Source organism: Exiguobacterium sp. s5 (assembly GCF_018618075.1).
Taxonomy (GTDB): domain Bacteria; phylum Bacillota; class Bacilli; order Exiguobacteriales; family Exiguobacteriaceae; genus Exiguobacterium; species Exiguobacterium mexicanum_A.
Map to the genome: position 1 here is coordinate 479,729 of NZ_JACSLK010000002.1, position 25,340 is coordinate 505,068.

The following is a 25,340-nucleotide window of genomic DNA, read 5'->3' on the forward strand; positions in this document are numbered from 1 at the left end:
CGTCTCCTTTCGAAAACTTACTCCTCTCGCTCACCGAACGCACGCAAGCGCGCCTTGATGTCGATGAGCATCTCCATATAAGCGATATACGTCGCTTCATCTATATTCAGCATACCACTCACTTTGAGAGGTACCTCTTCGGCCTGCTCACGCAGTGCGCTCCCGGACGGCGTGAGTGACAAGAGCACACGGCGCTCGTCGTCGGTTCCCCGCACTTTCTCCACGTAATCGAGTTGCATGAGCCGCTTGACGAGCGGTGACAACGTGCCCGAATCGAGCGTGAGTCGCTCCCCGAGCTGTTTCAAATCAATATTGTCCTCTTCCCACAAGACGAGCATGACCAAGTACTGGCTATATGTCAGGTTTAACGGCGCCAAAATCGGGCGATATAATCTCGTAAGCTCTTTTGAAGCGGTATAGAGCTGAAAACAAATCTGATGCTCTAATGTTAACGAACTTTTCATGTCATTTCCTCCGGCTATAGTCTTAGGACAAGCATATCACTTGCTTATCTGTTTGACTGCCCTATAATTAGATTGTGCACAACTTAATTGCCTAAAAACGAAATGGAGGAATTGAATCATGAAACCATTATTCACAGCTTCAGCAACTGCAATCGGTGGCCGCGAAGGTCGCGTTACATCGACGGACGGCGTCATCGACTTGAACGTCTCAATGCCTGGCTCAAAACACGCGGATGAAGCGACGAACCCGGAGCAACTCTTCGCAGCGGGTTACGCGGCATGTTTCGGTAGCGCCTTGAACCTCGTTATCGGCAAAGAACGTATCAAAACAGATGGCACGAACGTCACAGGACACGTGACGCTCAACCAAGACGATGAAGGCTTCTTCATCTCGGTCGAACTCGAAGTCGAGATCAAAGGTGTGGATCAAGCGACGGCGGAACGTCTCGTCGAAGCGGCACACCAAGTTTGCCCGTACTCGAAAGCGACACGCGGCAACGTCGACGTCAAGTTGACTGCCAAAGCAGCATAATTCGATGGCCCGCTTCCGAGCGGGTTTTTTTTTTGCGTCTCCCTACTCTACGGAGTAGAATGAAGGAACGATAGACAAGGAGAGGAGGCGGATGATGTTCAAAGGAAAACGAAAATATGTGACGTTCGGCCTCGGGGTCGCGTTTCTTCTCGCCGCCTTCTATAACGGCCTGACCGTCCGCAATTATGCGGTCGAGTCGGACAAGCTCGAGGCAGGACAATCGTTCCGAGTCGTCCTGCTGTCGGACTTACACGGCTACTCGTACGGGGACGACCAGCGCGTCTTGATCGACAAAGTACGAGACCAATCACCGGATTTGATTGCCCTGCCCGGTGATATCCTCGACCGCTTCCGCTCCCCCGACGCCTCGTTTGAATTGATCGAGGGGCTACAAGGGATCGCACCGATGTATTTCGTCACCGGCAATCATGAGATCGACGGCTCGGACGATTTCGTCCGCCACGACGTCAAGGACGTATTTCGCTCTTATGGTGTGACCGTGCTCGAGAACGAGACCGCGTCAATCAATGTCAACGGCGTCGACGTCCTCGTCGGCGGACTCGAGGACCCATTGCGGACGTATACGGAAAACATCCACGGCAGCTGGGAAGAGACGGCATTGACCTCACTCGGTGATGTCGACACGGAGACAGCGTTCAGTCTGCTCTTGTCACATCGGGCCGAGCAGGTCGAGACGTACGCCGCCTTACCGTTTGACCTCGTCCTGTCAGGCCATGCCCACGGCGGACAGGTTCGAATTCCCTATTTATTGAACGGGCTGTACGCGCCGGACCAAGGCTTCTTCCCGAAGTATGCCGGCGGTCTATATGAGCACGAGACGTTCACCCACGTCATCGGTCGCGGCTTCAACTACAGCGTCAGCGTACCGCGCGTGTTCAACCCACCAGAGATCGTCGTCATCGACGTCGCTGGGACCGGGGCTCCTCAGTGAGCCCCTTTTCCTATTTTCCCCAAAAATCGGATTCGCATGCACCGAGTGCGGGTACAGTATCCATGTTGTGACTTACCTGTTTTTCTAAAAAAGGGAGGAAGTGGACATATGCGTGCTGTTACCTATCAAGGAGCGAAGAACATCGAAGTCAAGGATGTGAAAGATCCTGAGATTGAGAACCGAGAAGAGATTATCGTCAAAATCACGTCAACGGCCATCTGCGGATCGGATTTGCATATTTATCAAGGAAATATGCCGACCCGTCACGGCTATGTAATCGGTCACGAGCCGATGGGAATTGTCGAAGAGGTCGGTCCGGATGTGACGAAAGTGAAGAAAGGCGACCGTGTGGTCTTACCGTTTAACGTCTCTTGCGGACACTGTTACTACTGTGAGCATGAAATGGAGAGCCAGTGCGACAACTCGAACCATGCTCCTCATACCGATGCAGGTGGCTACTTCGGTTTCACGGAGCAGTTCGGGAACCATCCAGGGGGCCAGGCCGAGTACTTAAAAGTGCCATATGGTAACTTCATGCCGCTTGTCATTCCTGAGTCATGTGAACTTGACGACGAGGCACTCTTGTTCTTGTCTGACGTCATTCCGACTGCATGGTGGAGTTTAGAGAATGCTGGTATGAAAGCAGGAGACACGGTCGTCGTCCTCGGCTCAGGTCCTGTCGGTTTGATGACACAAAAATTAGCCTGGGTGCGTGGTGCGAAACGCGTCATCGCCGTCGACCCGGAAATCTACCGATTGAACCGGGCCAAACTCTCCAACAATGTCGAGACCGTGTTGATGAAAGATCCGATCGATACCGGCAAATATATCTATGAAATCACAAACGGCGGGGCTGACGTGGTCATCGACTGTGTCGGATTCGACGGAAAAAAATCACCGATTGAGAAAGTCGAACAAAAGTTGATGGTCCAAGGAGGAACCCTCAGCGCCATCAAAGTCGCGAAAGAAGCGGTGCGTAAGTTCGGTACCGTTCAATTGACAGGGATTTACGCGATGAACTACAACCAGTTCCCGCTCGGTGATTTCTTTACCCGAAACGTCAGCATTCGGACGGGACAAGCGCCGGTCATTCACTACATGCCTGAGCTGTTCCAGATGATTGTCGACAAGAAGTTCGACCCGACCGATATCATCACGCACCGTCTGCCGCTCGAACAAGCGGCTGACGCGTACAAAATCTTTAACGATCATTTGGACGACTGCGTCAAAGTCGTCTTGAAGCCATAACGAAAGCGGTCCCCGACTCCTGTCAGGGACCGCTCGTTCGTTTACCAAATCGTCCGCTCTTCACAACATTGTGCTTCCCGTTCGATTTGAACGGTCGAGCGGTTGAAAGCGGCGAACTTTCGGATCCGTTTTGTTACGTCACGCAAGACGCGCTGGTCATCCGTGTCCGTTTCAATCAGAACGTGACACGTGACGGCAAGTTCGTTGGATGAAATGGACCAAACATGCAAGTCATGGACTTCTTTTACACCTTCCACTCCTCCGAGCTCCTGTTGCATCGCGACAACATCGACTTGGCCAGGTGCCCCTTCCATCAAGATGTGAATCGCTTCTCGCGTCACTCGGTATCCGCTAATCAAGATGAGCACGGCGACGAACAAGCTTGCGATCGGGTCGGCAAGCGTCCAACCGAACGCCATGATCAAGACAGCGGCCGTGATGGCACCGATTGAGCCGAGTAAATCACCGAGCACGTGCAATAACGCACTGCGGACGTTCAAGTTATCCCGTTCGCCTCGCATGAGCAGCCATGCCGCCAGCACGTTGACGAGTAGCCCGATCACCGCGACCGTGAGCATACCGCTGCTCAAAATCTCGGGCGGTGCGAACAAGCGCTGATACGCCTCGATGATGATATAGATGGAGATGACGAGCAACGTCAAACCGTTGACGAACGCCGCCAAAATCTCGAAGCGTCGATAACCGAACGTCCGCTCCGGCGTCGCCTGCTTTGCCCCGAACCGCACAGCGAGGAAACTGAGTCCGAGCGCGGCCGCGTCGCTGAGCATGTGACCCGCGTCTGACAAGAGCGCCAAACTGTTCGTCCATAATCCGCCGACGACCTCGACGACCATGAACGTCGCAATCAGGACGAACGACCAGAATAACGCCCGTTGATTCGTCGTATGGTGATGATGGTGGTCATGTCCGTGGTGATCGTGATGTGCACCCATACCATCCCCTCCTCTCCCTTTCATTCTATACCTCTCTCTTTTAACATTCAAACGTTCGTTTGAATGAATACATAAAAACAATCGCCGAAAGGGATATCCTCTCGACGATCGTCATTATTTTTGTTCGAGCCGGACCCGCATGACCCCGTCATATGGGAACAACTTCAATTGTCGCGTCTCGCCCTCATACCAACTGCCGGCATTTTGACTGCTCGTCGCCGTCATATCAGGCGTCGCGACCGCTTGGCGGTCCCAGTCGATCGCCTTCACCTGCTGGTCACGCACCATCAAGAAGAAACCGTCATAGAAATGATATTCGTTCACTTGGTCACGCTGGACGGCTTTCGGGGCCCCGAGCGTGGCGCGGACGCTCGAGATATCTTGTCCGAGCCATTCAAGCGTCGCCTGGTCGGCCGTAGGGACGACCGTTTTCCAGGCCGCGGTCACATCTTCGTCCGAGACACTCGTCGCTTCCTTCGTCACTTGCGCTTCCGTCACCCAACCGATCGTCCGCTCGTTCAATTGGAGCTTGACGAAACCACTGACGGCCTCGAGTTGTTCGAAACGGTCGCCGAGGTCGGCCTCATAGATGACCGTCACCCGGTCATCGGCGAACACTTTCGTATACGGTGCCGCGATATAGACGAACACCCCGTCGGTCTCGTCAGCCTCTGCTTCCGCCTCGGTCTCCTCTGTCGCTTCCGTCTCACTGTTAACCGATTCGGTCGCGATGTCGTCCGTCTCCGGCAACGCCGACTTCTTCGAGTCCATGAGCGCCGCGAAAGCGATGACGCCGATGAGCGAGGCGATCAACAACACCACTGTCGCTGATTGCCAAAACCGTTTCCGTTTCCGTGACGCTGCCCGTGATACCCGTACTTCTTCTTTCATGTTCTTCCACCCCTATTTGTTTCGTCCCTTCTCCGATTCGGCAAGAGGGATCCCGTTTCCTGCCTCGTCGAAGAAAATTTGCGGCTCGCTCGTCAGCGTCTCGAGCGTCCGCAGCGTCGCGTCGACGTCGACCGGCGGCTTTGTATCACCCGACTCAAGGACGCGCACCGTCTTTCCGAGCTCGATTGTCCGGTCCGTCAATCGATGGAACGTCCGGTCGTGCGAGATAAGGATCAACCCGCCCCGGTATACGTCGAGTGCGGCTTCGATTTGTTCTCGCGTCGCCACATCCAAATAGTTCGTCGGCTCATCGAGCGCGAGCAAATCCGCATCCGAGAAGTAGAGGATGAGGAAGGCGATGCGGCACTTCTCCCCCATGCTCGCGTCACGGATCGGCTTATACACCTCATCGCGGCGGAATAAGAAGTGCGCCAAAAGCGTCCGTGCCTCCGTCTCTGTGATGTCACTCTCGGCAAGGAGTGCGTCGAGCAACGTCCCTCCCTTCGGCAATCGCGCGAGCGTCTGCGAGAAATAGCCAACCTTCAGTTTCGGATGACGCTTGATGTCCCCTGCCTCCGGTGCGAGTTCGCCGATCAATAGTTTCAAAAGCGTCGTCTTCCCACTTCCGTTCGGACCGACGATGGAGATGCAGTCACCCCGGTTCACCGTGAACGAGAGATGCTCAAAGAGGGGTTCTTCGTAACCGAACGAGACGTCGTCGACCGTGATCCACGTCTTCGCCTCGAGCGGGTCGGCTTGGAAACGGACGGAGACGTGGGCCGCGTCTTTCGGGCGATCGGGCCGAGAACCTTCGAGTTGCTCGAGCTTACGTTCCCTTGCCTTCATTTTGACGGCGAGGTTCGCCGCTCCTTTTTGCGCGCCGGGACTCCGTACGCTCGCCGTCGCTTTCGCTTTCAAATGCCACCCCTTATATTGGGCGATCATATCAAGCAGCTCCGACTTCCGCGCTACGTAGCGGGCATGGGCTCGCTCGTCGCGTACACGTTCCTCGGCCTTCTGGTGTTTATAGGCCGTGTAGTTGCCAGGATAGCGGACGACTTTCCCTTCGTCTAATTCAAGGATGACCGTCGCAACATCGTCGATGAACTGGCGGTCGTGGGAGATGGCGAGCACCGTACCCGGAAACTCGTTCACCCAGCGCGTCAGCCACTCGATTGAGTCGACATCGAGATGGTTCGTCGGCTCGTCTAAGAGGACGATATCGACGTGTCGCATCGTGAGCCGAGCAAGTTGGGCCCGTGTCTGTTCACCGCCGCTCAACTCTCGGAGCCGGATCGAGTCCCGTGCGTCGAGACCGAGCCGTTTGAGCGCTCGTCTCGCTTCGGTCTCGAGTCCGAAGGCGTCAGTTGCGAGCGCCTCGTCGTATGCTTCAAGCACGCGCGTCGTGTCACCTGATGTGACATCCATGTAGAGCGGATAGCGCTGCGGGTCGCCTTGCATGACGTAGTCCAGCGCAGTCTCTTCTCCGTCAAACACCGTCTGTTCGACGACACCGATCGAACCTAAGACGTCGATCGTGCCTGCCTGCGGGGTCAGCTCGCCGATAAGCAGCTTGAACAGCGTCGTCTTGCCGGACCCGTTCTGTCCGAATAAGATGGCCCGTTCTGCTGCCGCCACGTCGAACGAGACGTTGTCGAATAATGGTTGCCGGTCGTGATCGAACCGGACTTGCTTCATACTTAACATATTGTTTCACCTCGCTAATTGTTCGGATACGCGATGAAACAAAAAACACCATCCGCTCAAAAGCGATGGTGTGAAGAGCTCCGGTCAAGCGGAAAGAAGGGTTACCCCCGTAGCCTGAAATTGGACACACTTCACCCGTGACTGTTCGTGCGAACAGTGATGATTCGTTTCATCAGTTGAGGGCGTGTGACTTTTTCATGGCACGTTGTACCTTCCTTTCCTAAGTTATTGCAACCGTACCAAATTGAAAGCGGATTCGCAAGGGGTGCCCCACAATCTCCCATTTTTTCTACACCTTCCGGCGGATGCAAGCGCGTCACGCGAGCGGTATGATTAAACCAACTAAGATGATGAGGTGACTGACATGAAATTACGAAACCTACTCGTCCCGAGCGCTGTCCTAGCGAGCGTCGGTACGTTCTTATATACACGATTCAAACAAAGACTGCCTCGCCCCGCCTTCAAAGTCCCGACGGTCAAGCCGGACCTCGCCTCGTTCGATGAGACGATGGTCGGCGCCACCTGGGTCGGTCATTCGACCGTGCTCATCCATTGGTACGGATTAAAGATTTTGACCGATCCGGTGTTCTCGAACCGGATTGGGGTCCACGTCGGCCCGGTCACGTTCGGGATGAAACGCCATACTGCCCCCGCCCTCTCGATCGAGGAGATCGGGCACGTCGACGTCATCTTGCTCAGTCACGCCCATATGGACCACTTCGACCATAAGAGCCTGAAGCGGCTGATCACCCGCGATACGGTCGTCATCTCGGCCCCGGGCACGAGCAAACTGTTGCGTAAATATCCGAGCTTACAGACGCTCGAGATGCATCCACACGACAAATTGACGCTCGCGAACGGGCTTCACGTCCAAGCGATCCCTGTCGCCCACTGGGGCAATCGTTTCCCATGGGACAAACATATGGGTTATAACGGCTACGTCTTGAAATATAAAGGCGTCCGCATGCTGTTCGCCGGGGATACGGCGTACACCGAGTCGTTCAACGGGCTCGCGAACAAAGAGCCGATCGACCTCGCCTTTTTCCCGATCGGCGCCTATCAACCCGAGTCGTTCGAGGAAGCGCACTGCACGCCGGAACAGGCATGGACGATGTTCAAACAGAGCGGAGCAAAACGCTTCTTCCCGATGCATTGGGGCACGTTCGTCTTGTCATATGAACCGGTCGAAGAGCCGTATGAGCGACTCGTCGCCGCAGCGAAACTCGAGCGTGACCAAATCGTGATCAAGGCGCACGGCGAAAGTATTCGGCTGTAGCTTTCGCTTTCACTTCCGGACGATTTTCGGTAACGTAAGAGGTGAGAGGGAGGGAATCAATTTATGGAATGGACAACACTCAACAATGATGTGAAACTGCCGATGCTCGGACTCGGCGTGTACAAAGTGGAAGACGGAGCGGTCACGGTCGACACGGTCAAAGCGGCGCTTGATGCCGGCTATCGGTTAATCGACACGGCGGCCATCTATCAAAACGAGGAGAGCGTCGGCCAAGCGATTCGCGAGTCAAGCGTCCCGCGGGAAGACATCTTCGTGACGACGAAACTGTGGAACGAGTTCCACGGCTATGACGAGGCACTCCAAGCGTTCCAAGATAGCCTCGACCGGCTCGGGCTCGAATATGTCGACTTGTTCTTGATTCACTGGCCGATGCCGCGCTTCGGCAAGTTCGTCGAGACGTATAAAGCGCTCGAACAGTTGTATGAGGAAGGCAAGGTTCGGGCCATCGGGGTCTCGAACTTTGAGATCAGCCACCTTGAACAGATCATCCAGTCATGCTCGATCGTACCGGCGGTGAACCAAGTCGAGATCCACCCATACTTGTCCCAAAAAGAATTGATCGCGTTCTGCCAGCGCTACGATATTCAAATCCAGGCGTGGAGCCCGCTCATGAAAGGGCGTGAGGCGCTCGAGGATCCGGTCATCACCGAGATCGCTGATAAGTACGGGAAGTCGCCGGCTCAAGTCATCTTGCGTTGGCACTTGCAGAACGGCGTCGCCGTCATCCCGAAATCGGTCACGCCGAGCCGGATTCGCGAGAATATAGAGGTATTCGACTTCACGTTGACGAAAGAAGAGATGCACGCGATCGATGGACTCAACCGCGACGAGCGGACCGGGTCTGACCCGAACGAGATGCACAAAATCCACTACTGAGGAGAGATTGTAAATGTTCAAAAAACTAGCTTCTGATTTGACAGGCTTCAGCGATATCGGTGAAGTCATCGACCCGAAAGATTTTGATAAAGCGGATTCGGATGATTACGTCCTGCATGAGGACAACGAGAAGATTTATTTCTTGATCAAATCGAAATCGGACGAGTACTGCTTCACAAACTTGGCGATGATCCACCTCGACGGGACGAGTGCGATGAGTTCGAAACGCGTCTTGTACCGTTATCCTTACGCCCATTTCCCATTGAATAACGTCATGTTCGAGACGGCCGGTACGGTCGACATGGACGTCGAGATCAAGTTCACCATCGGCGACAAGCCGTACTCGATCGACGTGAACAAGAAACAAATCGAGCATGTGAAAGACTTGTACAAATCGCTCCTCGCCATCGCTGAGAAGCAACGTGAAGGCCGGAAGATGATGGAGTATGCCAACGCGTCACTCACGCATTCGGTGTCGATTTTGAGCGGGCTCCGCCAAGGCGACATGAACGTGGCGTCGACGTTCAAGGAATTGAACGAACAAAGTTTCGACTGGCTCAAAGGTCACTATCACGAGTGGAACCGCAAAGACTTCGGTGACGTGTTCGAGAAGTACATCAACAACTAATGAAAAATGGCCCACGATTCGTCTGAATCGTGGGCCATTTTTCATTTGCCTTCATCAATCAACTGTTCGGCGAGCCGTTGGAACAAGTGGCTCATATGGACGGCCGAGGCGATGGCGAGCGACTGTTGGATGCCGTTCGTCTCGTTCGTGCGCACGTTGGCGAGGAGCGTCTCGGCCTGCGCCTCGAACGCCTGCATGTTCTGCTCCTTCTGAACCTGGTACGCGTCATAGAAGTCCTCGAGCGAGAAACCCTCGTCCGACTCGTTCAATGGCCGGAGCGTCTCTTTGATGTCATTGATCGAGAGCAATCCTTTCATCTCGTAAATCAGGCTAAGCAACATCAAGTGCTCGTTCGTGTATTTCTTGTTTTTGACAGGATGGAACAACTTGCCCTTGGCGTAGTTGTTGATCATCGTCTTCGTCAAAATCGTCTCATCGTCGCTTCGTTTCATCTTGCCGTAATGTTGCTCAAACAGCTGGATGACTTGGTCCATATATAAGTCGATCGTCGGGAGCACCTGCTTCGGCAACGTCCCTTCCGTCTCTACAATCTCGTGCGGTTTCATTGGATCACCTCCCCTTCAGTATACGGACAAACCGGAATTGTCGAAACAAAAACCTTGTTGTTCTTCCGTATACAGCTTATCATGTAGTTATGGATACTACATGACGTGATAAGGAGTGTTTTTACATGAATTCGATTTTTCGGGAACCGATTAATGCACTGACCCATTTGGCCGGGGCCGTGCTCGCGTTCATCGCGTTGATTGCGATGACGGTGAAAGCGTCTCTGCTCGGGTCGCCGCTCGCCATCATGGCTGCGATCTTGTTTGGGATTAGCCTCGTCTTCCTCTATTTGTCGTCCGGCCTGTACCACAGCATCATCGCCTCGCCGAACGTCATCGCCTTCTTCCGAAGAATCGATCATGCGATGATTTACGCCTTGATCGCCGGGACGTATGCCCCGCTCACGTTGCTCGCGCTCGAAGGACCGACGCGCTGGGTGTTGTTCGGTACCGTCCACGCGCTCGCCTTGTTCGGAATCATCTTCAAGCTCGTCTGGTTCCACGCGCCGCGCTTCTTGTCGACGGCACTCTATATCGGCATGGGTTGGTTGTCCGTGTTCTTCATCGGGCCGCTTCATGACGTGATCGGCAACGCCGGCATCTTCTGGCTCATCCTTGGCGGTGTCATGTACACGATTGGCGGGCTCATCTACGGCTTCAAACCGAAGTTCGTCAACTGGCGCGGTTGGGGCTTCCACGAAGTGTTCCACTTGTTCATCTTGTTCGGCAGCTTCGCCCACTTCGTCTGCGTGTTCTGGTACGTCTTCTAAGTCCTCCTCGTGAGGGCTTTTTTTCATGAGCACATTCATTTACTTCGAATTCAAGACATCCTACACTGACTGTAGGAGGGATTTATGATGAAAATTGAAGTTTGGTCAGACTATGTTTGCCCGTTCTGTTATATCGGCAAGCGCCGTTTAGAAGAAGCACTCGAACAGTTCCCGCACGCGGACAACGTCGAAGTGGAGTTCATGAGCTTCGAGCTCGACCCGAACGCCCCGACGACGGACTCGCGCTCGATTTACGAAGCACTCGCGAAGAAATACAGCATGCCGCTCGAGCAGGCGAAAGGCACGACGGCACAAGTCGCTGCCCAGGCCCGCACCGTCGGACTTGAGTACGATTTCGACAACATGGTCGTCACGGGCACACTCGACTCGCACCGATTGACGCACTATGCGAAGACGGTCGGCAAAGAGAAAGAACTGTCAGAAGCGCTCCTCAAGGCGTACTTCGTCGACGCGAAACATATCGGCGACCACGACGTCCTCGTCGAGATTGCGACAAGTGTCGGACTCGATGCTGACGCCGTGAAAGACGTGCTCGCTTCAGACGTATACACAGAAGACGTTCGCGCTGAAGAGAAGCGTGCAAGCGACCTCGGCATCACCGGCGTCCCGTTCTTCGTCTTTGACGGAAAATATGGCGTCTCTGGCGCGCAACCGACCGAGGCGTTCACACAAGTGCTTGAGAAGACGTGGGCCGAATCGGCACCGACGCTTCAAGTGCTCTCGGGTGGCGCGACGTGCACGGACGACAACTGCGATATCTGATGTTACACGAACAAAAGCAAAGCATTCGCCCATATATGGACGAATGCTTTTTAGGGTTTTCTTAAAAAACCTTATGTATACGCCATGTTTTACTTGTAGATATCTCTGCGATGACCGATTTCTAAAATGAGAATTGTGATTGTCTCGTCTTGAATATCTGCAATTAGACGATAATCACCAATGCGATACCGCCATTCGCCAGAGTGATTGGCAACTAGCCCTTTCCCATGACGGCGCGGATCATCTGTTCCGACCAAGTTTTTCTTGATCCAGGCCATGATGATCCGCGCCTGTTGGGGATCCATCTTTTTCAATGTTTTTTGAGCATTTCGTTCGAATGCGACTTGATAAACTTTCATTTCAAGTTTAAATCCTTCATCATGTCGTCGAATGAAATTGCCTCAGAATGCTCTTGATGAGCATTCATGGCTTCATAATACAATTTTAAATCGAGTTCATCCTCAATTCGTTCTAAAACAGCATCGCGGACGAGAGTGGAAAGGGTAAGATTCTTCGTTTTCGCATACTCTCTAATGAGACGTGCATCCTCTTCGTCGAGTCGAACAGATATTGTACTCATATGATCGTCCTCCTTTGTAATACATTGTATTACGAAAATACATATTTGTATAGCCGAATCCCGGCTTCTTTTTTGTAGCTTTCTAAATCGTTCTGAAGGATAATTATTATTAGCTAATAAGAATCGAGGACTTAACCATATGTGGAAAAATCGCAACGTCTGGATCATCTTGACCGGGGAGTTCGTCGCCGGTCTCGGGCTTTGGCTCGGCATCATCGGCAACTTGGAGTTCATGCAGGAGAAAGTGCCGTCTGACTTCGTCAAGGCGCTCATCCTCGCTGGCGGACTGCTCGCCGGGGTCGCCATCGGGCCGCTCGCCGGTCGACTCACCGACCAAGGCTCGAAAAAGAAAATCATGCTCATCTCAAGTATTGTCCGGGCGCTGAGCGTCCTGTTCATGTTCGTCGCCATCGAGACGGGAAGCGTGCTGTGGATGGTCGTCTTCCTCGTCTTCCTGCAAGGGTCGGCCGCGTTCTACTTCCCGGCGCTCCAGGCGGCTATCCCGCTCATCGTCAAAGAACGGGAGTTGCTCGCCTTGAACGGGGTGCATATGAACGTATCGACGCTGTCGCGTGTCATCGGGACGGCCATCGCCGGCATCTTGCTCACGCTCATCTCGCTCCGTGACGTCTACGCGCTCTCGCTTGTCGCTTATCTGCTTCTCGCCGTCGCGACGTGGTTCTTGAAGATCGACGAGACGACCGTCCCGTCTGCAAAGAAAGTGGACGCCAAGTCGTCCGGCGGGTTCAAGGACGTCTTTCCGATCATCAAATCGATTCCGGTCATCTTTATGACGCTCGTCATGACGCTCATCCCGCTCCTCTTCATCGGCGGGTTCAACTTACTCGTCATCAACATTAGCGAGCTGCAAGACTCGACGGCGATCAAAGGATGGATTTACACGGCCGAAGGGATTGCCTTCATGGTCGGTGCGTTCCTCATCAAACGGATCGGTGAGAAGTTCTCCGTGTTCTCCATCTTGTTCACGTTCTCGTTTTTGATCGGGGTCGCCCAGCTCATGCTTTACTTCGCCGACATCCCGGCCGTCTCGATCGCCGCATTCGTCTTGTTCGGCTTCTCGGTCGGTTGCTTCTTCCCGACGGCCGTGACGATTTTCCAGACACGGATGCCGAAAGACTATCACGGCCGCTTCTTCTCGTTCCGGAACATGCTCGACCGGATCGTCTTCCAAGTCGTGTTGCTCGTCACTGGCTTCTTCCTCGACTTGATCGGCTTACAGCTCATGGTCGTCTTGTTCGGGATCAGCTCGATCCTCATGACGGGTGCATTCCTCGTCTACACGCGCAAACACAAATTGCATATCGAAACGGACGAGGCCGAACGAATCTCGTCGTAAAACAAGCGCTGACCGAATTCGGTCAGCGCTTGTTCATGTCTTCGATGTCACGCCACCAGTTGGTCGTGTCGTTCCGTCCGTCGAGCGTGATCCGCTCACCGATCCGTGGCGTGAGCACGTCCTCTCGTGGTAAGAGCCCCACCATCTGCTCAGCTGGGTCGAACCAGGCATGGAACGATAACGTGAACGCGCCCCAATGGATCGGGAGCATCTTGTCGGCCCGCACGTCCCGGAACGCCTGTGCCGTCTCAGTCGGTTGCATATGCACGTCCGGCCAACGCTCGTCGTATTGGCCGCACTCGAGCGCTGCGAAGTCGAACGGTCCGTACGCATCACCAATCTCTTTAAAGTGCGGCCCGTATCCACCGTCCCCACTGAAGAACAGGCGATCCGTCTCACCGAGGACGACCCATGACGCCCAGAGCGTCGCGTTGCGGTCAGTGAGCGAGCGGCCCGAAAAATGCCGAGCCGGCGTGCAGACGAACGTCCATGGCCCGAAGTTGTACGTCTCGCCCCAATCGCGTTCGACGATGCGTTCCGCCCCGACGCCCCACCGTTTCAAGTGGCTACCGACACCGAGCGGGACGATGAAGACCGCGACCTTGTCTTTGATTGTTTGAATCGTCGCATAGTCCAAATGATCGTAATGGTCATGCGTGAGCAGGACGACATCGATATCTGGTAAGTCGTTGAGCTCGAACGGCAAATCCTCGCTGAACCGCTCGTTCTTTGCGAACGGGAGCGGCGACGGGCTCCGGCCGAACATCGGGTCGACAAGCATCGTCTTGCTATCCATTTGGACGAGCATCGCCGAATGGCCGAGCCAATAGATGCGGGTGAAGCTCGAACCGAGTTTCTCGCTGAAGTCGATTGGGACGACCGGCAACCGCTCACTCGGTTTCCGAAGCGAGTCCGGGTTCAAATATTCCTTCGACATCGAGATCATGTCGTCCGTTGAAAACCGCATCGGCGTCTCGAGCTGATTGCGGAACTTGCCGTTCACGAGGTTCGGCGACCGTAGCGTTTTCGGTTTTTTCCCGAGCGGTTTATATTGGGTGAGCACGGTCCCCGTCACGGCTGCCATGCCCATCAATGAAAATAATAATGTCTTCTTCATGTTCATCCACTCCTCTACGTTTTCATTATACGGTACTAGCGCCGATTTCCCTGTTTTTGAATACAGAAAAAGACGGCACATGGCCGTCTCATGATTCTTGTAAAATCTTGATATCGTTCACGATATCCTCGAGCGGTACCTCTTGGAAACCGGGATACACTTTGATGATTTTCCCGTCTTGGTCGACGAGGTAGAAGGATGTCCCGTGATCGACTTGCGTGCCCTCTGCCGGTTTACGAACGAGCGCCTTGAAGTTCTGTTGCGCGAACGCCTCAATCTCCTCCTGCGAGTAGCCCGTCAAGAACTGCCAGTCGGCCTGTGCCAAGTCGTAGTTTGCCATGAACTCTTTGATTTTGTCTGGCGTGTCGACGGTCGGATCGACGCTGAACGACACGAACTGGACATCCTCGACCCCTTCCTCAACGAGCGCCTCATTGAGCTTTGTCATGTTGTACGTCATCGGTGGACAGACCGTCTCACAGTTTGTGAACACGAAGTCGGCCATCCATACCTTCCCTTTCAAATCATCGAGACTGACCATCTCTTCATTTTGATTCATATAATTGAACGACTCGATCTCCCAGTTGAGCGGGTCTTCGATTTCGTTGCCGCATGCGGCGAGCACCACCATGAGGCTGATCAGCCCGAAAAGCATCCATTTCTTCACACGTTCCATCTCCTTCGTTGTCAGTTGCGTTTCACGCGCCAAACGAGGAGCGTGATTAAAATAAATGCCGTCAAGGCAAGGAACGGGATCGTCACGAACCCGAACCAATTGATGTACTGCACGTTACAAGGTACGCCTGCGACACACGGTTTGATGTCGGCAAACCCGGGCACTTTTTGGACCAAGTAGTGGTACAAAGAAACGAGACCGCCGATCATCGACAGCGGCAATACATACTTCTTCACCGCCCTGTCGTCCGTGAACACGGCAACGCCGAGCAGGATGACGAGCGGATACATGAAGATGCGTTGAATCCAGCAAAGCTCACATGGCACGAACTCGCGAATCTCACTGAAGTAAAGACTGCCGAGCGTCGCTGTGAGGGCGACGAGCCAAGCGAGATAGAGACCATAACGGGTCAAGAACGACTGCTTCATGGTGTGCCTTGCTCGATTAAGCGTTCAATCGTCTCATAGTCAAACGGGTCTTCGAGCATGACCCCGTTGATCATGATCGATGGGGTGAACTGGACGCCGTGCTCTTTGACGAGCCCGTCATCGAGGCTCACTTTGTCGAGCACCGTCGAGTTCTCACTCAAGTCGTCCTCGAGCTTCGCCACGTCGACCGATGTCGTCTCGCTCGCAATCTCTGTCAACCGCTCGACCGTGACCCATGCCTCGTCGTGCTGCTGACTCGCCGGTTGCGCGTCGTAGAGCGCCTTATGGAAATCCCAGAACGCGTCCGGGTCTTGTTTATACACCGACTCTGACGCGAGCGATGCCAAAATCGACTCTTGTCCGTGGAACAGGACGTTGATGTAGCTGAAACTGATTTTCCCTGTGTCGATATAGTCTTGCTTCAACTTCGGATAGACCGTCTCACCCCACTGTTTACAAGACGGGCATTTGTAATCCCCGAACTCGACGACCGAGACGGGTGCGTCCGCATCTCCGAGCGTCGGCTGTCCTTCGGTCGACACATGCTCTGCCTTTACCGGTGCCGCCGTCTCCGCTTGTTCGGCCGGCCGGTTCAAGAGAACGACCACAACGGCCACGAGGGCGACCGCGAGCAGCGTCGCGATGACCAATAGTTTATTCTGTTTCATTTGTCTCACCTCTATTTGTATCGATTCGTCTTTCATTATAACGAAAGCGTTATCTGTTTCCACGAAATCACCCTTGTTTTTTCGTAACTTCGCTTCATGTCACGGCAAAGATGACGATGAACAGAGTGGAGATTGTCACTGTAGGAGGAATTTGTTCATGAAATCATTTTCGATGCGCCTCGGCCTGATCTTGGCGCTCAGCATCGCCACACTCGTCTTTTTGCTCACCATCACGCTAACGTACATGACCAGCCAACGCTCCGCCGCCTCACTCGAAGCAGAGATCGGGGAACGGTTGTCGATGACGTCGCACCAGCTCGTCGATAAGCTCGACTTCTACATGTGGTCGCGCTATCAAGAGATCCAATTGCTCCAAGGACTCGACGCCTTGAACGAACCCGCCTCGAGCCGGGCCCTGCTCGACCAGGTCCAAACGAACATCCCCGCTTTCTCATGGATGGGCGTGACCGATGCGTCGGGGAACGTCGTCGCTTCAACGAATGGAATATTAGAAGGCGCTTCAATCAGCGAACGCCCTGTCTTTCTAGAAGCCCAGGATGAGCCGTTCATCGGGGATGTCCACGAGGCCGTATTGCTCGCTGAGCTGTTGCCGAACCCGACCGGTGAAGTCCTTCAGTTCGTCGACATCAGTGTCCCGCTGTTCCGTGACGGGGCCTTCCAAGGCGTGCTCGCGACTCACCTGAGTTGGGAATGGGGGAAGGAAGTACTCCGCCACTTCAACCGGACGCTTCACCATCAGTCCGAGTATACCGACCTATTCGTCGTCAGTGGACGCGACAACACCGTGTTGCTCGGCCCGGACCATCTCGTCGGGAAACCGCTCCCGACGAAACTAGACGACGGATGGCACGTCGACACGTGGGCGGACGGGAAATCCTATTTGACCGGCGTCGCCACCGGGGAAGGTTATGAAGATTACGCCGGCCTCGACTGGAGTGTCGTCGTCCGCCAACCGGCCGAAGTCGCTTTCGCCCCGGTTGCCTCACTCGAGCGGAACATCTTATCGATCGGCCTCGTCGCCTCGTTCGTGACGGCCATCCTCGGTTGGCTCCTCGCCTCAGTCGTGACCCGGCCGCTAAAACGGATCACCGAGACGGCAGCCCTCATGAAACAAGGCAAAGCGAAGACGTTCCCACACCAATCAGGGATTCATGAGATCGAGTCGCTCGCTTTCGCCTTAGAATCGCTCGTCACGTCACTCACCGAATCCGAGACGGAACGGGTCCATTACGAGTCGCTCGCCCATCGCGACGTTTTGACCGGGCTCGCCAATCGGACGGCGCTTCGTCACTATTTGAACGAAGCCCAGGCGACAAAGAACGAATACGTCTGTTTCTATATCGATCTCGACGGTTTCAAAGCGATCAACGATACATACGGGCACGCCGCCGGGGATAACGTCTTGATTAAGATTGCCGAGCGATTGAAACGAGTGACGCTCGATGGGTCCTATCCGGTCCGTTTGAGCGGTGACGAGTTCTTCCTCTTGTTCGAACGGAACGGACAGAACGGACACTCCATCACACGCATCGGCGAAGACATTATCGCGTCCCTGTCCAAACCGATCGCCATTGAAAGCGGGACGACAAGCGTCGGGGCCAGTATCGGCGCCTCGCTCTGGCAGACAGAAACGGTGCCGCACGCCGCCATCGAACGGGCCGATCAAGCGCTCTATCGTTCAAAAGCGAACGGGAAGCATCAAATCACGCTCGATGAATCGCTCACATAAAAAAATCCATGTCGCCGACGCGACATGGATTTTTTGCTTATGCTTCGAACAACAATTGTTCTGGGTCTTCAATCATGTCTTTGATGTGCTTGAGGAACGTCACAGCCTCACGACCGTCGACGATGCGGTGGTCATACGAGAGCGCCACGTACATCATCGGACGGTTCTCCATCGTTTCCGCGTCGATGGCAATCGGACGGAGTTGGATCGAGTGCATCCCGAGGATGGCGACTTGTGGTCCGTTCAAGATCGGTGTCGACAAGAGTGAGCCGAAGACGCCACCGTTCGTGATCGTGAACGTGCCACCTGTGAGGTCGCTCAACCCGAGCTTGTTGTTGCGGGCTTTATCGGCGAGGTGCAAGATGTCTTTCTCGATCTCACCGAAGTTTTTGCGATCCGCTTCGCGGACGACCGGGACGACGAGGCCGTCCGGAGCCGACACGGCGATGCCGATGTCATAGTATTTCTTCAAGACGATCTCGTTGCCTTGAATCTCTGCGTTCAAGTAAGGCATCCGTTTGAGCGCCGCGACGGCCGCCTTCGTGAAGAACGACATGAACCCGAGTTTGACGTCGTTGTCTTTGATGAACTTCTCTTGGCGACGTTTGCGGAGCGCCATGACGGCCGACATATCGATTTCATTGAACGTCGTCAACATCGCTGCCGTCTGTTGCACTTCGACGAGGCGGTTGGCGATCGTTTGACGACGACGCGTCATTTTGATGCGCTCTTCATCTTTGCCGCTCGCTGTCGGCTGCGTTGCCGCTGCCGGTGCTTTTGGCGCTTGTGGTGCTTGTGCCGGTGCCGGTTTCGACTCGTGGTTCGTCACATCATGGACGTTGATGCGGCCGATTGGGTCGTTCGTTTGGATGGCCGACAAGTCGATGCCTTTCTCACGGGCCAATTTACGGGCCGCCGGTGTCGCGATTGGTCCTTTGCCTGGGCTCGCCACGTGCTCTTCACGGCGTTCGACTTTCTTCGCTTCGCCGACTTCCTCTGTTTTCGTCTCGGCCGGTGCCGGAGCTGTCTCTGTCGCCGCTTCTGCTTTTGTCTTCGTCGCGACAGCCGTACCGCCACCCGATCCTGAGCTGAGGCGGGCGATCACTTGTCCGACTTGGACCGTGTCCCCTTCGGCCGCCAATTGCTCGTCGAGCGTACCCGACTCATCGGCAGGCACCTCGATGTTGACTTTGTCTGTCTCGAGTTCGACGATGGCTTCCCCTTTTTCGACGTGGTCGCCTGGCTGTTTAAGCCATGACGCGACCGTTCCTTCCGTAATGGACTCTGCTAATTCCGGTACTTTGATTTCGATCACAATGAGTTCCCCCTTAACTTATTTACGATCTTTTTGGTATGTGCTCGTGCCGGCAGCAGCCGAGACGGCGTCACGTGAGATGGCTTCACGGATGATACGTGCTTGTTCTTGTTTATGGGCCGTCGGATTTCCTTCGGCCGGGCTCGAACGACGGCGGCGGCCGACGTAACGGACATTTAATCGGTTCGACGTGACCGCTTCGAGGCGAGGCTCGATATATGTCCAAGCCCCCATGTTTTTCGGCTCTTCTTGGACCCAAACGATTTCTTTCGCGTTCGGATAGCGGCTGATCAATTCACGGATCTCACGGACCGGGAACGGATAGATTTCTTCGACGCGGATGATGTGCAGGAAGTCGAGTGACTCCTCTGACTTCATCGTCGCTTCTTGCAAATCGATTGCCATCTTCCCTGAACAGAAGACGAGACGTTCGACTTGCTCCGGATTCTCACCGAGACCAACTTGTTCGATGATCGGACGGAAGTTATTGTCGGACAGTTCATCGACCGATGAGGCTGCAAGCGGATGACGAAGCAGGCTCTTCGGTGTCATGATGATCATCGGACGAACTTGTTCTGTACCGAGCATCTTCGCCTGACGACGCAAGATGTGGAAGTACTGCGCGGCCGTCGACAAATTCGCGACCGTCCAGTTCTTCTCTCCGGCGAGCGTCAAGTAACGCTCCATCCGGGCGCTCGAGTGCTCTGGCCCTTGGCCTTCATAGCCGTGTGGCAACAGCATGACGAGACCTGATTTTTGGCCCCACTTGGCGCGACCGGCCGAGATGAACTGGTCGAACATGACTTGCGCCGAGTTGGCGAAGTCACCGTACTGTGCTTCCCATAGGACGAGCGTATCTTGGGCGAACACGTTATATCCGTATTCGAAACCAAGTACCGAGCCTTCTGAGAGCGGGCTGTTGTGGACCGAGAACGAGGCGTTCGCCGTCGACAAGTGATGGAGCGGCGAGAACTTCTTGCCTGTCTCGACATCGTTCAACATGATGTTACGCTGCGCGAATGTTCCGCGCTCCGAATCTTGCCCGCTCAAGCGGATCGGCGTGCCGTCCGAGATGATTGAGGCATAGGCGAGCGTCTCAGCATGGCCCCAGTCGACTTTCCCATTGTCCGCGAACGCGTCACGGCGACGGTCAAGCACTTTTTGAAGTTTATGGAACACGCCGAAGCCTTCCGGCCAGACGAGCAATTCATCGTTCAATTGTTGGAGCACGTCACGTTCGACACCTGTCTCGACGAACGGGAATCCTTTATGGACCGCTTCCGGCAAGACGATGTCGGCATCTTCTTCTTCGGCCGGGACGAGGTCACGGGCCGACTTGAGACGATCCTCAATCGACTGTTCGATCGTCGCCTTGTCTTCTTTCGACATGACACCTTCCGCTTCGAGCACATCTGCGTAGACGTGACGGACCGATTGGTGTTCTTTGATGGCTTTATAGAGCACCGGGTTCGTGTTCATCGGCTCATCCATCTCGTTATGACCGTAGCGGCGGTAACCGACCAAGTCGACGAGGATGTCTTTATGGAACTTGGCACGATACTCGCTGCACAGTTTGGCGACGGCGACACACGCTTCCGGGTCGTCCGCATTGACGTGGAACACTGGAATCTCATAGCCTTTGGCGATATCGCTCGCATAACGTGTCGAGCGCGAGTCGCTCGGGTCGGTCGTGAAGCCGATCGTGTTGTTGGCGATGACATGGACCGTCCCCGCTGTACGATAGCCTTGCAAGTTCGTCATGTTGAGCGTCTCGGCGACAATTCCTTGACCTGGGAACGCGGCGTCTCCGTGAATCAAGATCGATGCGGCCTTGTCGTCATGTTGGACCGCCATCCCTTTTTCTGAGCGGTCGTCTTGCGCGGCACGCGTATACCCTTCGACGACCGAACCGACGAACTCGAGGTGACTCGGGTTATTGGCGAGGTTCAAACGGACCTCTTTCTTCTCTTCTAACACTCTGCGGTCGAGACCGAGGTGATATTTGACGTCGCCGGACCAACCGAAATTGATGCCGATCGATCCTTCCGACGGGATCAACTCTTTGTTCGGGGCGTGTTGGAACTCGGCGAAGATCATCTCGTACGGTTTGCCAAGCACGTGCGCGAGTACGTTCAAGCGTCCGCGGTGGGCCATCCCGATATTGATATGTTCTGACCCGCTCGAGATGAGGCCGCCGACCATGGCGTCAAGGAGCGGCACCATCGCGTCGAGCCCTTCGATCGAGAAGCGTTTCTGTCCGACGTATGTTTTATGAAGGAACGACTCGAACAACTCTGTCTCGGCTAGACGCTGGAAGAGCTCGATTTTTTCGTTCTTCGAGTACTTCGCTTTCAATGCGCCTTGCTCGATGCGGCGGCGAATCCAACGCTTCTCTTCCATATCGTCCAAGTGGCGGAGCTCGATGGCAACCGTGCCCGTATAGACGTCAAGCAAATGACGAACGAGTTCGAGCGCGTTCGCGCCCGGTTTTGGCACGTCTTCCGACAACAAGTGAGCTGGTACTTGCTCGAGGTCGGCCTCACTCAATCCGTAACGGTCAAACGCAAACAAGCCGTGTTCGCGCGGGTGGTCTTTGAGCGGATAGATATCGGCCGCTTTATGGCCGAGTGCCCGGATATCATTGACCAACCGTGTCGCTGCCACGACTTTCTCTAAATCAAACGATGCAGCCGGCGCAACAGGTGCGCTCGCTTCCGGTGCCCCGTGTTCGTCAAAGTATTGACGCGTCTCCGCGTCGACCGATTCTGGGTCTTCCACGTATTGCTCATATAATTCAACGATGTAGCCTAAGTTTGGACCATAAAATGCTTGCACTTCTTCGCGACCGTTCGACGACTCTCCCATTGAATAAATCCCCCTATCCGTTCCTGTGCGTCCGATGTGTGAACGCTTTCATTTTAACATTAAGCACGAAGCAGTTCATCCATCTGATTCGTCCTGCAAAAAGAGCCAAATCTTGCCTCTTTCTCTCCTCTTCATACTACACCTTTCCCTGTGGAAAGACCCTTTCAAATTCACAATTCGTCCATACTATTTCAATAAGTTTTCCTTATCAACTAATTGTGAAATCAACGCTTTGTTTCAACAGTTTCAAAAAAAGGTGAAACCTTGTTTCAATCCAGTCCGTATATAAAGGTGTCCAGTTGGAAAATACTCTCAACGAAAGCAAGGTGACCCTATGTTATCCGTACAAAATGTACACAAGAAAATGGGCCAGACGAACGTCCTGACGAATGTCAGTTTTGACGTCACGCCCGGAGAAATCTTTGGCTTCCTCGGACCGAACGGCGCCGGGAAGACGACGACGATCCGTATTATCACCGGCCTCATGCCAGCAACACACGGCAAAGTGACCGTCGACGGATTCGACGTCTCGACAGAACGCCAACAAGCGCTCAGTCGCATCGGTGCCATCGTCGAAAACCCTGCCTTCTATCCGTATTTGACGGGCCGCGAGAACCTGATTCACGCGATGAATTTGATTCCTGGTCTAAAGAAAGTCGACTTGAACGCCCTCGGTGCCCTCGTCGGACTTGAGACAAAGCTCGATATGAAAGTGAAACAATACTCACTCGGGATGAAACAGCGACTCGGCATCGCCCGTGCCCTGCTCCATAACCCGAAAGTATTGATCCTCGACGAGCCGACAAACGGTCTCGACCCAGCAGGCATCGCTGATTTGCGCAACTACTTACGGCATTTAGCCGACCACCGCGGCATCGCCATCCTCATCTCGAGTCACTTATTGAGCGAGATGGAACTGATCACCGACCGGTTCGCCATCATCGATCAAGGACAAATCAAGTCGGTCCAAGGCGGAGACGGTGAGGCCAAAACGGAGAGTGTCATCCTCTGTAAAGTCGGCCGCGAGCAGATGAACGAAGCGCTCGATGTCGTCGCACTCGCTTTTGATGATGTGAAAATCATTCAACAGTCAGCTGAGACGTTCATCGTCCCGCGTCCGGAAGCCGATATCCCGCATTTGTTGAAACATCTCGTCGAACGTGACATCGCCGTCTATCAGATTGGGATGAAACACGAGACACTCGAAGAACAGTTCTTGAAATTGACGAAAAAAGAAGGAGGCACGAACAATGCGTTCATTACTAGCCAATGAGTTCATGAAATGGCGACGTACGATTAAACCGCTCGTCGCACTCGGTATGTACACTGGGATCATCGTCTTAACGTACTTCATCGTCCGGAGCGGCAACAACCCAGGTGACGCGGAAACGTTCGTCAACTATGCGACGATGGCGGCGATGACGTTCCTCGGCATCTTCACGATCGTGTTCACCGCTGAGATGATTGGGAACGAGTTGAAATTTGATACGTTGAAGCATTTACTCATGAGCCCGTACTCACGCGATCGAATTTTACTGTCGAAACTTGTGGCCGCCCTTCTCATCATGCTCGCCCAGTTCGTGTTCATCCTTGCCGTCACGTACGGTTTTGCGTTGACGCTCGACGGGGAGTTGACGCTCGAGCAGTTCCGCAATGTCCTGCTTAGCGTCTCGAGCGGCGTGTTCGTCATCTTCTTGACGCTCATGTTCTCAGTCGTCTTCAAATCGGTCGGGGTCGTGATCGGCTTCACCGTGCTCGCAAACTTCGTCTCGACGATGATCGGTGGTCTTCTCATCGCGTGGAAACCGGCCATCGCCAAATGGATCGTCTTCCTACACACGGACTTGTCGATCTACTACCAAAGCCCAGGTTTCATGGAGACGATGGACGTGACGATTTGGTTCTCGGCGTTCTACGTCTTGATTCACATCGTCGCCTTCTATATCATCACGGCGTTCATGTTCCGCAGCAAAACGTTTGCTGAATGACGATTAACGTCTGAACGAGTGTGGTACTTCCTATACAGAGACTTCTTTGAATGGAGGGACCACGATGCCAAAGACGGCGTTACTCATCATCGATCTGTTTAACGACTTCGACTTCGTCGGTGGGGACGACCTGTTTCGACATACGGAGCCGATCGTCGACCCGATTTTGAAACTGAAACATCACTTTAAAGAGAATGACTGGCCGGTCATCTACTGCAACGATAACTTCGGGCAGTGGAAAGACAGCACCGAGGATATCATCCGGCACGTCGAGTCTTCGAAAGGCAGCGCCATCGCCAAACGGATCGCGCCGGAAGAGAAAGAGTACTTCATCATCAAGCCGCGACATTCGACGTTTTACGGGACACAGCTCGATATCTTGCTGCGTCAACTTGACGTCACATCGCTCGTCTTGACCGGTGTCGCCTCGGATATCTGCATCCTGTTCTCGGCGAACGACGGCTATATGCGCGAGTATGAGCTCCACGTCCCGCGCGACTGTGTCGCCGCAGAGACGGACAAGCGCAACGACAGCGCCTTGACCGTCATCCACGAGGCGCTCGGCATTCCAATCGATGATGCCGACACGTATATAAAGGATACCCAGGTGTGATAAAAGCCTCTGACTGTTGGACACAGAATCCCAACATTTCAGAGGCTTTTTCGTTACGTTTTCAGCTATGCTTGATATATGAAGAAACAATGAAGGATGTGACAATATGTATCTCACAATCGGATTATCATTACTCGTTTGCTTGATTGCCCTCATTTTTACGATCATGGTCGGACTCGGGAAAGACAAATCAGACTACAGTCAAAAGAAAAGCTGGTCGATGGTGTCGTGGACGTATATCGTCCTGTTCCCGATCTCCTTCGTGGCGCTCGGCCTGTTATACTATTTCATTACCCGATGACTTCGTTCATCGGGA

At 54.1% G+C, this 25,340-nt stretch carries 27 protein-coding genes; 14 read left to right on the forward strand and 13 right to left on the reverse strand.

The genetic code is table 11. The features are described 5' to 3' along the window. Window positions 1-17: 17 nt before the first annotated feature. Window positions 18-464 (reverse strand): MarR family winged helix-turn-helix transcriptional regulator, encoded by a 447-nt coding sequence (locus KNP60_RS06535; RefSeq protein ID WP_214797147.1) that lies wholly within the window; start codon window positions 462-464, stop codon window positions 18-20. Between the two features lie 118 nt (window positions 465-582). Between KNP60_RS06535 and KNP60_RS06540 the strand changes: the two genes are divergently transcribed. The 3 genes from KNP60_RS06540 to KNP60_RS06550 all read left to right on the forward strand — a co-directional run bounded on the left by KNP60_RS06540 (window position 583) and on the right by KNP60_RS06550 (window position 3,196). Next, complete coding sequence (locus KNP60_RS06540; protein ID WP_021066776.1) at window positions 583-996, forward strand: organic hydroperoxide resistance protein; 414 nt, start codon at window positions 583-585, stop codon at window positions 994-996. Window positions 997-1,090: 94 nt separating this feature from the next. Then, complete coding sequence (locus KNP60_RS06545) at window positions 1,091-1,948, forward strand: metallophosphoesterase (RefSeq protein WP_214797148.1); 858 nt, start codon at window positions 1,091-1,093, stop codon at window positions 1,946-1,948. A gap of 108 nt (window positions 1,949-2,056) precedes the next feature. Next, a complete protein-coding gene (locus KNP60_RS06550) occupies window positions 2,057-3,196 on the forward strand; it encodes a zinc-dependent alcohol dehydrogenase (protein WP_138859817.1) in 1,140 nt (379 codons plus the stop codon). Window positions 3,197-3,237: 41 nt separating this feature from the next. Here the strand turns inward: KNP60_RS06550 and KNP60_RS06555 are convergent, their stop codons facing one another. The 3 genes from KNP60_RS06555 to abc-f all read right to left on the reverse strand — a co-directional run bounded on the left by KNP60_RS06555 (window position 3,238) and on the right by abc-f (window position 6,747). Beyond that, on the reverse strand, window positions 3,238-4,149 hold the full coding sequence (locus KNP60_RS06555) for a cation diffusion facilitator family transporter (RefSeq protein ID WP_214797149.1): 912 nt from the start codon (window positions 4,147-4,149) through the stop codon (window positions 3,238-3,240). 114 nt (window positions 4,150-4,263) lie between these two features. Continuing rightward, on the reverse strand, window positions 4,264-5,040 hold the full coding sequence (locus tag KNP60_RS06560) for a hypothetical protein (RefSeq protein WP_214797150.1): 777 nt from the start codon (window positions 5,038-5,040) through the stop codon (window positions 4,264-4,266). 12 nt (window positions 5,041-5,052) lie between these two features. After that, window positions 5,053-6,747, reverse strand: coding sequence for a ribosomal protection-like ABC-F family protein (abc-f, locus tag KNP60_RS06565; protein WP_214797151.1), 1,695 nt, complete (start codon window positions 6,745-6,747; stop codon window positions 5,053-5,055). A gap of 364 nt (window positions 6,748-7,111) precedes the next feature. On the opposite strand from abc-f, the gene KNP60_RS06570 reads away from it, so the two are divergent. The 3 genes from KNP60_RS06570 to KNP60_RS06580 all read left to right on the forward strand — a co-directional run bounded on the left by KNP60_RS06570 (window position 7,112) and on the right by KNP60_RS06580 (window position 9,548). Then, on the forward strand, window positions 7,112-8,023 hold the full coding sequence (locus tag KNP60_RS06570) for an MBL fold metallo-hydrolase (RefSeq protein WP_214797152.1): 912 nt from the start codon (window positions 7,112-7,114) through the stop codon (window positions 8,021-8,023). Window positions 8,024-8,086: 63 nt separating this feature from the next. Continuing rightward, window positions 8,087-8,920 (forward strand): aldo/keto reductase, encoded by an 834-nt coding sequence (locus KNP60_RS06575; RefSeq protein WP_214752447.1) that lies wholly within the window; start codon window positions 8,087-8,089, stop codon window positions 8,918-8,920. A gap of 13 nt (window positions 8,921-8,933) precedes the next feature. Further along, window positions 8,934-9,548, forward strand: a complete 615-nt coding sequence (locus KNP60_RS06580) for a PH domain-containing protein (protein ID WP_021066768.1) — start codon at window positions 8,934-8,936, stop codon at window positions 9,546-9,548. A 41-nt stretch (window positions 9,549-9,589) separates the two neighbouring features. Here the strand turns inward: KNP60_RS06580 and KNP60_RS06585 are convergent, their stop codons facing one another. Further along, window positions 9,590-10,114: a DUF1836 domain-containing protein gene (locus KNP60_RS06585; protein ID WP_034776685.1), complete on the reverse strand. Its 525-nt coding sequence runs from the start codon at window positions 10,112-10,114 to the stop codon at window positions 9,590-9,592. 125 nt (window positions 10,115-10,239) lie between these two features. Here KNP60_RS06585 and trhA point away from each other — a divergent pair, with 125 nt between their 5' ends. Together trhA and KNP60_RS06595 are read left to right on the forward strand one after the other, a co-directional pair. Further along, window positions 10,240-10,884 (forward strand): PAQR family membrane homeostasis protein TrhA, encoded by a 645-nt coding sequence (gene trhA / locus KNP60_RS06590; protein WP_214797153.1) that lies wholly within the window; start codon window positions 10,240-10,242, stop codon window positions 10,882-10,884. Window positions 10,885-10,971: 87 nt separating this feature from the next. Then, window positions 10,972-11,667 (forward strand): DsbA family oxidoreductase, encoded by a 696-nt coding sequence (locus tag KNP60_RS06595; RefSeq protein ID WP_214797154.1) that lies wholly within the window; start codon window positions 10,972-10,974, stop codon window positions 11,665-11,667. 89 nt (window positions 11,668-11,756) lie between these two features. On the opposite strand, the gene KNP60_RS06600 is transcribed toward KNP60_RS06595, so the two are convergent. Further along, window positions 11,757-12,026, reverse strand: a complete 270-nt coding sequence (locus tag KNP60_RS06600; RefSeq protein WP_214710439.1) for a type II toxin-antitoxin system RelE family toxin — start codon at window positions 12,024-12,026, stop codon at window positions 11,757-11,759. Next, window positions 12,023-12,247 carry a type II toxin-antitoxin system RelB family antitoxin gene (relB, locus tag KNP60_RS06605; RefSeq protein WP_214797155.1) on the reverse strand — a complete coding sequence of 75 codons (225 nt, stop codon included), beginning with the start codon at window positions 12,245-12,247 and terminating at the stop codon, window positions 12,023-12,025. The genes KNP60_RS06600 and relB overlap by 4 nt, the downstream gene beginning before the upstream one ends. Window positions 12,248-12,386: 139 nt before the next feature. On the opposite strand from relB, the gene KNP60_RS06610 reads away from it, so the two are divergent. Beyond that, window positions 12,387-13,604 carry an MFS transporter gene (locus KNP60_RS06610; RefSeq protein WP_214797156.1) on the forward strand — a complete coding sequence of 406 codons (1,218 nt, stop codon included), beginning with the start codon at window positions 12,387-12,389 and terminating at the stop codon, window positions 13,602-13,604. Window positions 13,605-13,626: 22 nt separating this feature from the next. On the opposite strand, the gene KNP60_RS06615 is transcribed toward KNP60_RS06610, so the two are convergent. The 4 genes from KNP60_RS06615 to KNP60_RS06630 all read right to left on the reverse strand — a co-directional run bounded on the left by KNP60_RS06615 (window position 13,627) and on the right by KNP60_RS06630 (window position 16,493). After that, window positions 13,627-14,721 carry an MBL fold metallo-hydrolase gene (locus KNP60_RS06615; RefSeq protein ID WP_251131349.1) on the reverse strand — a complete coding sequence of 365 codons (1,095 nt, stop codon included), beginning with the start codon at window positions 14,719-14,721 and terminating at the stop codon, window positions 13,627-13,629. A gap of 88 nt (window positions 14,722-14,809) precedes the next feature. Then, the gene (locus tag KNP60_RS06620) at window positions 14,810-15,397 is read right to left on the reverse strand and encodes an SCO family protein (protein ID WP_034776677.1); all 588 of its coding nucleotides are present in this window, start codon (window positions 15,395-15,397) and stop codon (window positions 14,810-14,812) included. An 11-nt stretch (window positions 15,398-15,408) separates the two neighbouring features. Then, window positions 15,409-15,825, reverse strand: coding sequence for a disulfide oxidoreductase (locus tag KNP60_RS06625; protein ID WP_214797157.1), 417 nt, complete (start codon window positions 15,823-15,825; stop codon window positions 15,409-15,411). Further along, a complete protein-coding gene (locus KNP60_RS06630) occupies window positions 15,822-16,493 on the reverse strand; it encodes a DsbA family protein (RefSeq protein ID WP_214797158.1) in 672 nt (223 codons plus the stop codon). Before KNP60_RS06630 ends, KNP60_RS06625 begins: the two co-directional genes overlap by 4 nt. A 157-nt stretch (window positions 16,494-16,650) precedes the next feature. Here KNP60_RS06630 and KNP60_RS06635 point away from each other — a divergent pair, with 157 nt between their 5' ends. Continuing rightward, window positions 16,651-18,243, forward strand: a complete 1,593-nt coding sequence (locus KNP60_RS06635) for a diguanylate cyclase domain-containing protein (protein ID WP_214797159.1) — start codon at window positions 16,651-16,653, stop codon at window positions 18,241-18,243. 37 nt (window positions 18,244-18,280) lie between these two features. Here the strand turns inward: KNP60_RS06635 and odhB are convergent, their stop codons facing one another. Together odhB and KNP60_RS06645 are read right to left on the reverse strand one after the other, a co-directional pair. Continuing rightward, window positions 18,281-19,558, reverse strand: a complete 1,278-nt coding sequence (odhB, locus tag KNP60_RS06640; protein ID WP_214797160.1) for a 2-oxoglutarate dehydrogenase complex dihydrolipoyllysine-residue succinyltransferase — start codon at window positions 19,556-19,558, stop codon at window positions 18,281-18,283. 18 nt (window positions 19,559-19,576) lie between these two features. After that, on the reverse strand, window positions 19,577-22,423 hold the full coding sequence (locus KNP60_RS06645) for a 2-oxoglutarate dehydrogenase E1 component (protein ID WP_034776671.1): 2,847 nt from the start codon (window positions 22,421-22,423) through the stop codon (window positions 19,577-19,579). A 334-nt stretch (window positions 22,424-22,757) separates the two neighbouring features. Here KNP60_RS06645 and KNP60_RS06650 point away from each other — a divergent pair, with 334 nt between their 5' ends. The 4 genes from KNP60_RS06650 (at window position 22,758) to KNP60_RS06665 (ending at window position 25,325) form a co-directional block, all read left to right on the forward strand. Further along, window positions 22,758-23,696 carry an ABC transporter ATP-binding protein gene (locus KNP60_RS06650; RefSeq protein ID WP_214797161.1) on the forward strand — a complete coding sequence of 313 codons (939 nt, stop codon included), beginning with the start codon at window positions 22,758-22,760 and terminating at the stop codon, window positions 23,694-23,696. Then, window positions 23,674-24,411, forward strand: coding sequence for an ABC transporter permease (locus KNP60_RS06655; protein ID WP_034776666.1), 738 nt, complete (start codon window positions 23,674-23,676; stop codon window positions 24,409-24,411). The genes KNP60_RS06650 and KNP60_RS06655 overlap by 23 nt, the downstream gene beginning before the upstream one ends. Window positions 24,412-24,475: 64 nt before the next feature. Further along, window positions 24,476-25,024 (forward strand): cysteine hydrolase family protein, encoded by a 549-nt coding sequence (locus KNP60_RS06660; protein ID WP_214797162.1) that lies wholly within the window; start codon window positions 24,476-24,478, stop codon window positions 25,022-25,024. Between the two features lie 106 nt (window positions 25,025-25,130). After that, entirely contained in the window at window positions 25,131-25,325 is a 195-nt protein-coding gene (locus KNP60_RS06665) for a hypothetical protein (RefSeq protein ID WP_034776662.1), read from the forward strand. Window positions 25,326-25,340: the final 15 nt, after the last annotated feature.